A 13,508-nucleotide genomic window follows, 5' to 3' on the forward strand; every position below is an offset into this window, starting at 1 on the left:
AAAAAGCGTAGTTAAACTACGCTTTTTTACTGGCACAAAGAATTAATCTTTGGTTGCCATTTTTTCTTTAAGCAGATCACCAAGAGTTGTCGAAGCAACTTCTCCACTTCTGGAGTATTTCTTGATGGCTTCAGCTTGTTCCTGAGCATCTTTGGCTTTAACAGAAAGGGCAATGCTGCGATTTTTCTTATCAACATTGATAATTTTCGCTTCGATTTCATCGCCTTCCTTGCAGAAATGGCTGGCATCATCTACACGATCTTCAGATAACTCATTCGCGCGAATAGTACCATAGATTTCTGGAGCCAATTCAACAGTCACATTTTTAGCGTCAACGGCAGTAACACGACCTTTGACAACGCTTCCTTTGGTAAACTCATCAACAAAGCTTGAGAAGTTATCACTTTCAAGTTGTTTCAGGCCCAGAGAAATACGCTCTCTTTCTGCGTCAATGGCTAAAATAACTGCTTCCAGCTCTTGTCCTTTCTTGAATTGCTTGACAGCTTCTTCACCAGGAATAGTCCAGGAAATGTCAGACAGGTGAACCAATCCATCAATATCGCCATCCAGACCAATGAAGATTCCGAAGTCAGTAATAGAACGGATTTTTCCGCTGACTTTCTGACCTTTGCTATGGCTTTGGGAGAACTGGTGCCAGGGATTGCCGACACATTGTTTCATACCCAGAGAAATACGACGTCTTTCTTCGTCGATCTCAAGTACCATCACGTCAACTAAATCGCCCATTGAAACGACTTTGCTTGGGTGAACGTTTTTGTTAGTCCAATCCATTTCAGACATGTGAACCAGACCTTCAACGCCCTCTTCGATTTCAACGAAACAACCGTAATCGGTAATGTTGGTGACTTTACCTTGCAGTTTTTTACCGACAGGATAGCGATCAACCAGGTCAACCCAAGGATCATTACCTAACTGCTTCATACCTAAAGATACGCGATTACGTTCGCTGTCAAAGCTTAATACTTTAACTTTGACATCCTGACCTACAGTCAGTAATTCGGCTGGGTGCTTAACTCGCTTCCAGGAGATATCAGTGATATGCAGAAGACCATCAATACCGCCGAGATCAATGAATGCACCGTAGTCAGTAAGGTTTTTAACGATACCGTTAAGAATTTGACCATCATGCAGTGACTCAAGCAAGGCCTGACGATCAGCGCTGCTTTCTTCTTCTACAACAGCGCGACGTGAAACGACAATATTATTGCGCTTCAGGTCCATTTTAATCACTTTAAATTCTAATTCTTTGCCTTCCAGGTAAGAAGGATCGCGAACAGGTCTGACATCTACCAAAGATCCTGGTAAAAATGCGCGGATTGTACCAATCTCAACTGTGAAACCACCCTTGACTTTGCCCGAAATTAAACCAGTAACGGTTTCATTGTTTTCGTGACATTTCGACAGCTTGCGCCAGGCTTCCTGACGTTTGGCCTTTTCTCTTGATAACAGAGTTTCGCCATAGCCGTCTTCCACTGAATCAAGAGCTACTTCGACCGTATCACCGATGTTAATTTCCAATTGACCATTTTTATCGTGGAACTCTTCAACAGCGACAATACCTTCGGATTTTAAGCCAGCATTTAATGTGACAAAATCGTCGTCGATACCGATAACTTTTGCAGTGATAATTGCGCCAGGGTAAAATTGCGCACCAGCGATACTTTGTTCAAATAATTCTTTGAAACTTTCAGACATGTTAATAAACTCTTTAGTAAAAAAATGAAAGTGTAATTCCGAATTACCCTTCCCCCCATACAAACTGTTTGTAACTATCTTACAAACACTGGACTAAGCATAAGCAGCTTTTTGCCAATATGCAAATAATCCCTTCTTATTCGATCAGGTTGTTGAAATAATGACCCAATCTAGCGGAAGAACGAATGCCTATTTATCAATTTTAAAACATTATTAAAGACTTGTACAATCGTTAATCCAGTGGTGTCGACTAAAATCGCATCCGATGCCGGTTTTAGTGGTGCATGAACTCGTTTTGCATCACGATCATCACGCTGAGCCAACTCATCGATCACCTGCGCGAGGCTAACATCAATTCCACCATCTTTCAACTGATTGTAGCGCCGCTTTGCTCTTTCCTCTGCTGAAGCAAAAAGAAATATTTTAAGTATAGCCTCTGGAAAGACTACTGTTCCCATATCACGACCATCGGTTACCAGACCAGGGATCGTGGCAAATGCACGCTGCCGTTCAAGCAATGCTGCGCGTATTTCCGGCACTGCAGCAATAACCGAAGCATCTTGCCCGCATTGCTCGCTGCGAATATTATCGTAAACATTCACTCCATCGAGAATGACTTGCTGCTCTTCAGCATCCATTTCAAATTTGACGTTCAGCTGATTGGCTAAACTGACAATCGCGGCCGCGTCTGAAAATGGAATACCTCGTAATCGAACTGCGTAAGCCAGAACTCGATATATTGCCCCACTATCCAGCACATGCCAGTTCAAATGTTTTGCCACCATATGACATATGGTTCCCTTACCTGTTCCGCTAGGTCCATCAATGGTTATTACAGGAGCTTTTTTCTCACGCGTCATTATGTACCTCTTGGATATTTAACTGTAAGGCTTGCGCAGTCTTGACAAAATCAGGGAATGAAGTGGCTACGTTCTTGCAATCTTTGATTACAATCTGTTCTTTTGCCGCCGCACCCGCAATAGCAAAAGCCATCGCTATTCGATGATCCCCATAACTTTTTATCTCGCCTCCCTGCAGTTTACCACCCTTTATAAATACGCCGTCTTCGAATGCCTGAGCCGTAACTCCAAGTTGGATCAGTCCTTCAACCATCGCTCCAATGCGATCACTTTCTTTACTGCGTAACTCTTTTGCTCCGTGCAATCGGGTTTGGCCAGAAGCACAGGCAGCAGCAATAAAAATTACCGGGAATTCATCGATTGCCAAGGGAACTAACTCCACCGGAATATCGATACCCTCCAGAGGAGCATGGCGGATATACAAATCAGCCACTAATTCCTCGCCAAAAAGACGTTTATTGCTTTGCTCAATAGAAGCTCCCATTTGACTAAGGATCTGAATAATTCCTGTACGCGTTGGATTAATGCCTACATTTCGGATGAGCACTTCAGAACCAGGAATTAAGGTAGCGGCCACAATGAAAAAAGCGGCTGAGGAAATGTCGCCGGGCACGATTATATCGGTTGCAATACATTCGCTCTCGGAATTAATTGTAATATGGTGACCACATTTTTGGATGGGATATGAAAATGTAGTCAGCATGCGCTCTGTATGATCCCGGGTAAACCCTGGCTCGGTAACCGTTGTTTCGTCTTTTGCATACATTCCAGCTAAAAGCAGGCAGGATTTAACCTGGGCGCTAGCTTCAGGCATCACATAATGAATTCCCTTTAACTCCTGTTTACCGTTGATTGTAATTGGAGGTTTTCCATGCTCGGTGCTGATATCAGCGCCCATTTGCGTTAAAGGGCGGCTTACTCTCTCCATAGGGCGTCGAAGCAAACTTTCATCCCCTGTCAGGATGCTGCTAAATGACTGGGCAGCCAGCAAACCTGCTAATAAACGCATGCTGGTTCCTGAATTTCCACAGTCAATAACCTGCTTGGGAGCGTTCAGACCAAATTTACCCTTGCCATGAATAACTACCTGCTGGTTAAAAGGACCTTCAATTTCGATTCCCATGCTGCGAAAGGCCTGCAAAGTAGCCAGGCAGTCCTCCCCCTGCAGAAAGTTTTGAATACTGGTTGTGCCTTTTGCAATTGAACCAAGAATAATTGCGCGGTGAGAAATTGACTTGTCACCTGGAACAGAAATTTCGCCGGAAATTGTTTTAACCGGTGAACTTACAAAATCATAACTAGCATTCATTTTCATGTTCCTTGGCAAATACTGCCATAAAGTCAATCAGCTTCTCCACTGCAGCGAGCGGCATGGAGTTATACATGCTGGCTCTTAAGCCACCCACTGTACGATGTCCCGCCAGAGCAAGCAAGCCCTGGTCACGGGCCTTTGCGAGAAATTCATCTTCCAGCTGAGGCTTTTTCAGATTAAAACAAACATTAACCAGTGCTCGATCTTCTTTCCTTATCTTACAGCCATAAAAATCGGAAGAATCAATAAATTCGTACAACAATCTGGATTTAGTACAATTTAATCGATACAAAGCCTCAACTCCTCCCTGGCTTTTAATCCACTGGAACATTTTAAGCGCCAGATAGCAGTTAAATGTGGGCGGAGTGGCATACATTGAGCGAGTTGTGGTGTATGTTCGATAGTCAAGCATTCGCGGAATTGCGTCATTGCTTATTTCTTTAATTAAATCGTCTCGCACAATAACCAGCGTCAAACCGGCATTGGCTATATTTTTCTGTGCACCTGCAAATATCAGTGCATAGTCATTAATATTTATCGGCTCACTAAGCAAGCAAGAAGTCATGTCAGCGATTAAAGGGATATCATTAATAACAGGCGGTTGAGGAAATCGAAGTCCATTGACTGTTTCATTAGGGGTATAATACAAAAAACGAGTATCCGGCAAAATCTCCCAGGTGGAGCGTTCTGGTATCCGGCTATAGTTTTTATCAGCAGAACATACGCTATAGGCCTTGCTTAAGCGGCAAGCTTCTTCATAAGCCATTTCTGACCAGATCCCTGTTTGAAAATAGCCTGCCTTTTGATTTTCCGACAAAAAATTTAAGGGAATCATACCAAATTGGCTACGCGCCGCTCCACTGATGAAGAGCACATGATAGTCACTGGGAATAACCAGCAGCTCTCGTAGAAGCGATTCTGATTCTTCCATTATCTGAGTAAATTCTTTAGTGCGATGGCCTATTTCCATCACCGACATCCCGGTATTGTTCCAGTCTAATAACTCAGCCTGAACCTCTGACAGGATTGCATCGGGCAGCATCGCAGGTCCCGCCCCAAAATTGTATCCTCTACTCATCGGAATCATCATCCATTTCAAAATCTTCTGAATCGCTATCAGCCTCACCCAGATCCTCAATGCGCTGCATCCCTACCACGTGTTCGCCGGAGCTGACATTAATCAGACGTACTCCCTGGGTGTTTCTTCCAATAATGGATAACTCATCCACTCTGAAGCGGACCAGCGTTCCTTTATCGGTGATGAGCATCGCCTCGTCTCCTTCACTGACCTGCAGCGCTCTTACCACTTTACCATTTCGTTCATTGACCTGAATAGAAATAACTCCTTGACCGCCGCGACCGGACACACGGTATTCTTCAACATCGGTTCGCTTGCCATAGCCATTTTCAGTAGCGGTCAGGATGGTGCCTTCTGGTTTGGCGACAACCAGAGAAATAACCGATTGATCTTCACCTAATCGAATTCCCCGCACACCACGCGCGGTGCGCCCCATTGGCCGGATTAATTTCTCATCAAATCGAATCACCTTGCCCGCATCTGTAAAGAGCATAATGTCTTTACTGCCGTCAGTAATATCCACACCGACCAGGCGATCATTTTCATCCAGATCAACCGCAATAATCCCATTGGCTCGTGGACGGCTGAAGGCTTCCAGAGAAACCTTTTTGACGGTTCCAAAACGGGTGGCCATAAACACAAAATATCCTTCGTTGAACTCTCTCACCGGCAACATGGCATTAATGGCTTCATCTTCTGCCAGAGGTAAAATATTCACAATGGGCTTGCCTCGAGAAATTCGGCTGGCCAAAGGCAGTTGATAGGCTTTAAGCCAATACAATTTGCCATGATTTGAAAAACAAAGAAGCGTGTCATGAGTACTGGCAATCACAAGACGTTCTATAAAATCTTCGTCTTTAACATTCGTTGCAGACTTGCCTTTTCCACCTCTTCTTTGGGCCTGATAGGATGAAATAGGCTGGTATTTGACATAGCCCTGATGGGATAAAGTTACAACAACATCTTCTTCAGTGATCAGGTCTTCAATAGTCAGATCTTCCTGTGATGCCGTGATTTCTGTGCGGCGCTCATCGCCAAACTGTGATTTAATTTCAATTAATTCATCTTTAATCACCTGCATCAATCGCTCGGGTGAGGCAAGAATATCCATTAAATCTTTAATCTGTTTGAGTAAATCTTCAAACTCATTAATGATTTTTTCCTGCTCCAGCGCAGTCAACCGATGCAATCTTAATTCAAGAATTGCCTGCGCCTGTGCTGGAGACAATTTATATCCATTACTTCCAAGGCCATACTCTGATGGGAGGTCATCAGGACGGCAAGCATCGCTGCCGGCATTTTCAAGCATGGCTTTGACTAAGCCTGGCTGCCACTCTCTGGCCAGTAGGGCTTCCTTCGCATCCTGTGGAGTGGGAGACTTTTTGATTAACTCAATCATTTCGTCAATATTGGCTAAGGCAATCCCCAGTCCTTCTAATAAGTGAGCTCGGTTTCGTGCTTTTTTCAGTTCGTAAATGGTACGGCGGGTAACGACTTCGCGGCGATGTTTGATAAAGTATTCAAGAATTTGTTTTAAATTCAGTGTTCGCGGTTGACCATCAACCAGGGCAACCATGTTGATACCAAACACATTTTGCATTTGAGTATGGGCATAGAGATTGTTTAAAACGACCTCAGCCACCTCACCGCGCTTTAGCTCGATCACAACGCGCATACCCTGCTTGTCCGATTCGTCCCTCAGTCCGGAAATGCCCTCAATCTTTTTATCCCGGACCAATTCAGCGATTTTCTCAACCAGACGAGCCTTGTTTACCTGATAAGGAAGTTCATTAATGATAATGGCCTGGCGTCCGGAATGACTGTCGGTTTCAATTTCAGTTCTTGCTCGAATAGAGATTCGCCCCCGACCTGTACGGTATGCCTCCAGAATGCCCGCTTTACCATTGATAATAGCCGCAGTCGGGAAATCAGGACCTGGAACGTATCCCATGATATCTTCAAGCGTTAAATCAGGCTCCTCTACCAGTGCAATACAGGCGTTGACAACCTCGGTTAAATTATGTGGCGGGATATTGGTCGCCATACCTACTGCGATCCCTGATGAGCCGTTGATTAGCAGATTGGGAATGCGCGAAGGTAAAACGACGGGAGCGAACTCTGTCTCATCATAGTTTGGACTGAAATCAACTGTTTCTTTTTCCAAATCCGCCAATAAGGCATGCGCGACCTTTGACATACGCACTTCCGTGTACCGCATGGCGGCGGCCATATCCCCATCGACTGATCCAAAGTTCCCCTGACCATCAATCAGCATATAACGCATTGAAAAAGGCTGTGCCATACGAACAATCGTGTCATACACCGCAGTATCACCATGTGGATGGTATTTACCGATTACGTCACCGACCACACGAGCTGATTTTTTATAGGGCTTGTTCCAATCATTCCCTAACTCGCTCATAGCAAACAGGACTCGGCGATGAACCGGTTTTAAGCCATCGCGAACATCCGGCAACGCGCGGCCGACGATAACACTCATAGCGTAGTCGAGATAAGACTGTTTGAGCTCGTCTTCAATATTGACCGGGATGATTTCTTTTGCTGAATTGATCATAGCTAACTGGCGTCCTTCTGCATCACTCAAAATAAACCACGAATTATACCACAAGCAGCCTTTCAATTGAATAAAAATGCCTTTGCTCGCAAAGTTCGCCTCCGAGACTGTTTTTGGATTATGCTTGTATTATCAGGAGACAATTAAATTTTGGCTAAAACGCTGTGAATAATAATCAAACTGCTTCATACTAAATCATAACACATGCCTAAATGATAAATTGACTCAACCCTGGCATTTTTATATAGTTCAGCGCTTAACGCAGCGCTGGCTGTCAACTGTTTATGAGGAGACACGATGACCGACAAAACCGCACAACTTAGTATTGACGGCCTGGAGCCTATTGAATTACCGATATTAACGCCTACCATTGGCAATGATGTTATTGATATCAATAAATTAGGTGAAGCAGGATATTTCACTTACGATCCCGGTTTTGTCTCTACAGCGTCCTGTGAATCCAAGATTACTTACATCGATGGCGATCAGGGCATCCTGTTATATCGCGGCTATCCCATTGAGCAACTGGCTGAAAAGAAAGATTTTCTTGATGTCTGCTATTTGTTAATGAACGGCGAGCTGCCTAATCCGAATGAAAAAACCAGCTTTGTCAGCCTGGTTAATAACCACACAATGGTCCATCAGCAAATGTATAATTTCCTGAATGGATTTCGTCGTGACGCGCATCCTATGGCGATTATGGTCGGTATTGTAGGTGCCCTTTCTGCTTTTTATCATGATTCAATGGATCTTAATAATCAGCATGATCGCTATATCTCTGCTATACGGCTTATAGCCAAAATGCCTACGCTGGCAGCAATGAGCTATAAATATTCTGTGGGTCAGCCCTACATGTATCCCCAGAATAAAATGTCCTATGCAGAAAACTTTCTGCACATGATGTTTGGCGTGCCATCAGAAGATACAACGCCTGATCCGGTTATTGTTGACGCGATGGATAAAATCTTTATTCTGCACGCAGACCATGAACAAAACGCATCAACTTCTACAGTGCGTCTGGCCGGCTCAACCGGAGCCAATCCCTTTGCCTGTATCTCTGCCGGAATCGGTGCCCTATGGGGGCCTGCTCATGGCGGAGCCAATGAAGCCTGTCTGAACATGCTGAAAGAAATTGGCGACGTAAAAAACATTAATCATTTTATCAAACGCGCTAAGGATAAGGACGATCCATTCCGTCTGATGGGCTTTGGTCATCGGGTTTACAAGAGTTATGATCCGCGCGCTAAAGTAATGAGAAAAACCTGTTATGATGTGCTGAATGCCGTTGGCGCTCATGACTTGCCAATATTTAAACTCGCTATGGAACTTGAGCGTATTGCGCTGGAAGATGATTATTTCATTGAGAAAAAACTTTATCCCAATGTTGATTTTTACTCAGGGATCACTTTGAGTGCAATAGGTATTCCAACCAACATGTATACGGTAATCTTTGCACTGGCCAGAACAGTTGGCTGGATGTCTCACTGGATGGAAATGGTGGCCAGCAAATCACGTATTGGCAGACCACGGCAATTATATACTGGTGAAAAACAAAGGAATGTACCCTAGTTTTTTGGTTGGGCTTCAAAGCCCAACCTGCTATTTCATCACAAGCGCGCTCGCCGCTTCAGGTTCCTTACTTTTCAAAGGTGCATAATCACGCATATTGATCTCAAACTCACGGTATTTAAACCAGCTTTTCTGTTTTTTCCAGGGAAGTCCGATCATCTCATCAGCAGCCCTGCATAAAACATTGTAATCCATCGCAGTCAAAGCCTTTAATGGCTCAGCAGCTTTCTCAAACTTTATCAACCAGTCACTATTGATAGCTCCAGGATTTACCTCAGAAACAATCGCAGTTTTTTCAAAAGTAATGCTGATTCCCAGTTTTTCTTCAAAAAATTTCTGAATCTTCTCGCGGCAATTAGTATCACCCAACACAGACAAGTCGGCCTCATTATCTCCTCCTGTTGACGAGATAGCTGAGTACTTTCCGCTCGGCTTTAAAAGTATCGCGGCATAAATTAGATTGTGTAAGACATTGTAGCTGTAAGTACCCGGACCATAAGTATCAAAAATAAATCCTACCTCCCCTTCGAGCGCTTGCAAGTATTCCCGAGCGCGATCATCTTCCGGACGCTTTACTGCTTCCAATTGCGGCGTGTCCTGCAATAATTGGAATCTTGCTGAATCGCAGGGCAGCTTCATTTTAGCAATCTTAATTTTAGCCAATTCACAAGTGTGATGCCGGACTTCTTTCTCAGAAGCAGTAACACCAATTAGTTCTGCTCTTTTCTTTACCTTATTGAGTTCAATTCGTAAATCAATTAAAAATTGTCCGTTACCCATTCCCATATCCATTACGATATCATCATCCTTAATATTGTTAACGATATCTAATAAGTTGGGCGTGTTTTTTAAGGTTGTTTCTGTGTTATACGCATGAAGTTTACGGATTTTTTCCAGGCCTCTTTTGTTAGGCCATGAGTTCTTCTCAAAGAACGCTTTGTTCTCATGCTTGGATTTCATTAAATTCTCCTGTTGCTCATTTATGACACAATGATATGACTAAATTTTGCACATAGGAATGTCGAAAAACGGACAGAAGGAGACAAATAAGATTAATTTCTACTTATATTGTATTTATTTTATACATTTTGTATGTTATTATTCTCCCATCATAAAGGAGTACAAATGAATATTGATCATATCTTACAAAATCCTAGCCTTGCTCATCATAATATTCTTCGAGATATTTGTAATCCTCTTGAACAATTGGGTGTCAATTTTTTTGGTTATACCGCCGTCAATGCGCAGGGGGAAGCATTTTGTCTGGGCTCCAAACCAGAATATGCATCAGAATATCTGCGATTAAATCATGCTCAGAATGATGTCCACTACCATCATGCTAAAGAAAAAAATCTATTTGAATACTCTTTCTGGGATTATCTTGAAAAAGACAGTCACACCCAATCACTCTATCAAATGGCGGCATTATTTGATCAAAGCCACACATTGACAATAACCTCACATGATCCACAGATGACCCACTGCTATCATTTCAGCGCATCTCTTAGTCAAACGGGCATTAATCAGATTTATCTCGAAAAAATGGATTCATTGCATGCCTTTATTGCTTACTTCAAAGATTGTCTGCAAATGATTCCGGAATTAACTTCAGTCTATCAATTGCCTGTTAACATTGATATCGATCATGCTTCTATGGGGAAAAAAGTTGTCAATATAAAAGCCGATCTTAGAACAATGGAGCTTGAGCAAGTAGCGCAAAACAGCTTTGAGTGGACCAATAGTAATCATTATTTGCTGACATCCAAAGAGCGGGAATTATTACAATGGATTCGTTTAGGTAAATCAGCTGAGTTAATTGCGGAAATCAAGGGCGTTTCTCGAAAAACGGTTGAGCGGCATGTGGCTTCCATTAAGGATAAGTTTGAATGCTATACCATGTATCAATTAGGGGAAAAAATAGCCCAGTCGGGATTGGCGAGCTTTCTTTCATTATCTTGTCAGCAAAATAAAAATTTGCGGGTAGCTTCAGCAAGCATATGAATAATTTAAATATTTTAATAATCATACCAAACTTTTGAGGGTTTTTAGTAGCATTTTTGAACGAATAATGATAGATTGCTGAAATTAATTCCAGTTAGAATATTGTTTGCTCAAAGCATGAAAAGACTAATTTATTCTCTTATTTTGTTGTGCGTCTGTTTATCAGCAATCCTGATTTTCAAGTTCTGGTCGAAAGATCCTGAACCTCAAATTATACCGCCAACAGTGACTCAGACTGAACCCGTTCTTCCATTACCCCCCCCACTTCAGCTTAAACCTGCTCTTTTTAGCCAGTTGCCAGGCTGGAAAGAAACAAAAATAAAAAAATCATTCATAGCTTTTCAGAAATCCTGCAAAACTTTTTTGAAACAGGATCCGCTTGCTGATGCCGGGAGCAGTCAAATTCCATTGAAAGTCAAGGATTGGCTGCCAGCCTGTAAAGCAGCAGCGAATAAATCCGGAATTTCAGAAAAACAAGCGCGATCATTTTTCAAAAAATGGTTTAAGCCCTATGAATTTTATCAGGAAAAATCCGTTGAAGGGCTATTTACCGGTTATTATTTACCCTTGTTGCACGGCAGCCTGGCTAAAACAGATGAGTTTAATGTGCCTATCTATGGGCTTCCTGACAATATTGTGACAGTTAATCCGGCCGACTTTGGTTATAACGGAATTAATCGTCGACTCGTTGGCCGTGTAGTGAAGGGCAAACTTCTCCCTTTTCATGTACGTAAGGAAATTAATGAGGGTGTACTGAAAGAGAACGCGCCAGTGTTGCTCTGGGTGGATAGCCATATTGATCGCCTCTACCTGGAAATTCAAGGTTCTGGAATAGTCAAACTGCCAAACGGCGAAACTGTCTTTCTGGGATATGCAGGAGAGAACGGCGCCTCTTACACCCCGGTGGGCCGTGTGTTGATAGAAAAAGGAGTTCTGACTAAGGAAAATGCTTCGATGCAAAGCATTCGTGCTTATTTGGAATCTCATCCAGATGAAATACTAGCGATTACCAATCAAAATAAATCCTTTGTTTTTTTCAAGAAGCTGAAGGACAGCGCCGCTATGGGTGCCCAGGGAGTGCAACTCACGCCAGGTTACTCTCTTGCTGTCGATCGGAAATGGATCCCTCTGGGAACTCCGCTGTGGCTAGATACATCACGTCCCACTCCCAATGATTCAACACCGCAATCATTCCAGCGTCTTATGATTGCTCAGGATACAGGCGGTGCCATTCGCGGCCAGGTGCGTGGTGATGTATTCTGGGGAGAGGGAGAGGAAGCAACTTACACCGCGGGCCTAATGAAAAACCCGGGGCATTATTGGTTATTTTTACCTCGACAGGCTGCGGGGAAATTGCCAAAGCAATTTGATTGATCTCGGGGTTAAAATCAACCATCACTGCCATTAAGTTAGGGAATTTGGTCATTCCCGCGAAGGCGGGAATCTATTCCTCAATTGGCATTATAGCTCGCTCAGAGATGGATCCCCGCCTTCGCGGGGAAGACAGTTTAATATACATTTAAGCTAAGTAGCGCTGGAATAAAATAACAGTCATAAATCATTACTGCTTGAACAAACTCCTCACTACCCCACTCACCTCCCCTGCAACGGGCATATTTTCCTGATTAATAATTTCGTTGAGACTCACAATTCGATAGCCGTTTTTCTGATACATATCAATAATATCTCCTAAAAAATGGCTATTAATCAGGTTGGCATGGATAAGTAATATTTGCTTGCTGGTTCCCGGGTGAAGCTTATTAGAGCGTGCTTCCGCTTTCAGAGTCTGCCCCCAGATGTAATTCAAATATCTTTTTTTCAGCGCAGGCAAACTTTGCGGGCGCAGACGATAGGGGATTGCGAAAAGCTGATTATTAAATATGAAATCCTTGCTGTCGATAGTCACCGGAGCAATGGTATAGTTCTTCTCGGCCAGAAATTGATACACCTTTTCCCGTTTTTCTCCCTTGCTTTCGGCAAGATAAGGGTATCGAAAATACTTAGGGCTGGTCATAATCCGTGACAGAATCTCATCTGCCTTATTAACATCTTCAATGTATTTTTCAGGTGTCACACTGTTCAGGCTTCGATGGGAGTAAGTGTGATTTCCTAATTGAAATCCCTGATTACGAAACTCCTCCAGAAGTTCCCATTGACCCTTTTCAATACTACCGGCAATAATAAAACCGGTTGCCGGCACCTTATGATCAACCAGGGCCTGTAAAATGGCCATAAACCGATCATGCTCCCGCTGCAATTTCTTTGGATCATTATTAGCGGAGCCTACGAAAGGCAAGTCATCAATCGTTATTGCAATTTCTTTCCCGGCAGCTAAAAGATTAGAGCTGAACAATAGAAACATAGCCGCAACAATGGACTTAATGTTCATGGATATCC

General features: G+C 43.2%; 10 protein-coding genes. 3 read left to right on the forward strand and 7 right to left on the reverse strand.

Translation table 11 applies throughout. The features are described 5' to 3' along the window. Positions 1-42: 42 nt before the first annotated feature. The 5 genes from rpsA to gyrA form a co-directional block, all read right to left on the reverse strand. Entirely contained in the window at positions 43-1,716 is a 1,674-nt protein-coding gene (rpsA, locus tag B1207_RS02685; RefSeq protein WP_112218461.1) for a 30S ribosomal protein S1, read from the reverse strand. Between the two features lie 170 nt (positions 1,717-1,886). Then, a complete protein-coding gene (cmk, locus tag B1207_RS02690; protein WP_112218462.1) occupies positions 1,887-2,576 on the reverse strand; it encodes a (d)CMP kinase in 690 nt (229 codons plus the stop codon). Beyond that, positions 2,566-3,885, reverse strand: a complete 1,320-nt coding sequence (gene aroA, locus B1207_RS02695) for a 3-phosphoshikimate 1-carboxyvinyltransferase (protein WP_437178495.1) — start codon at positions 3,883-3,885, stop codon at positions 2,566-2,568. Before aroA ends, cmk begins: the two co-directional genes overlap by 11 nt. Further along, on the reverse strand, positions 3,875-4,966 hold the full coding sequence (gene serC / locus B1207_RS02700; RefSeq protein WP_112218464.1) for a 3-phosphoserine/phosphohydroxythreonine transaminase: 1,092 nt from the start codon (positions 4,964-4,966) through the stop codon (positions 3,875-3,877). The genes aroA and serC overlap by 11 nt, the downstream gene beginning before the upstream one ends. Continuing rightward, positions 4,959-7,541 carry a DNA gyrase subunit A gene (gyrA, locus tag B1207_RS02705; RefSeq protein ID WP_112218465.1) on the reverse strand — a complete coding sequence of 861 codons (2,583 nt, stop codon included), beginning with the start codon at positions 7,539-7,541 and terminating at the stop codon, positions 4,959-4,961. The genes serC and gyrA overlap by 8 nt, the downstream gene beginning before the upstream one ends. A gap of 297 nt (positions 7,542-7,838) precedes the next feature. Between gyrA and gltA the strand changes: the two genes are divergently transcribed. Then, positions 7,839-9,110 (forward strand): citrate synthase, encoded by a 1,272-nt coding sequence (gltA, locus tag B1207_RS02710; RefSeq protein ID WP_112218466.1) that lies wholly within the window; start codon positions 7,839-7,841, stop codon positions 9,108-9,110. Positions 9,111-9,140: 30 nt separating this feature from the next. Here gltA and B1207_RS02715 read toward each other — a convergent pair whose 3' ends face one another. Then, positions 9,141-10,070, reverse strand: a complete 930-nt coding sequence (locus tag B1207_RS02715; protein ID WP_112218467.1) for a hypothetical protein — start codon at positions 10,068-10,070, stop codon at positions 9,141-9,143. A 165-nt stretch (positions 10,071-10,235) separates the two neighbouring features. Here B1207_RS02715 and B1207_RS02720 point away from each other — a divergent pair, with 165 nt between their 5' ends. Next, positions 10,236-11,111, forward strand: a complete 876-nt coding sequence (locus tag B1207_RS02720) for a helix-turn-helix transcriptional regulator (RefSeq protein WP_172458086.1) — start codon at positions 10,236-10,238, stop codon at positions 11,109-11,111. Between the two features lie 117 nt (positions 11,112-11,228). Beyond that, complete coding sequence (gene mltA / locus B1207_RS02725) at positions 11,229-12,485, forward strand: murein transglycosylase A (protein WP_112218661.1); 1,257 nt, start codon at positions 11,229-11,231, stop codon at positions 12,483-12,485. Positions 12,486-12,672: 187 nt separating this feature from the next. On the opposite strand, the gene B1207_RS02730 is transcribed toward mltA, so the two are convergent. Next, complete coding sequence (locus B1207_RS02730; protein WP_112218662.1) at positions 12,673-13,500, reverse strand: polysaccharide deacetylase family protein; 828 nt, start codon at positions 13,498-13,500, stop codon at positions 12,673-12,675. Positions 13,501-13,508: the final 8 nt, after the last annotated feature.

The sequence above is a fragment of the Legionella quinlivanii genome (assembly GCF_003265995.1).
Classification (GTDB): domain Bacteria; phylum Pseudomonadota; class Gammaproteobacteria; order Legionellales; family Legionellaceae; genus Legionella_C; species Legionella_C quinlivanii_A.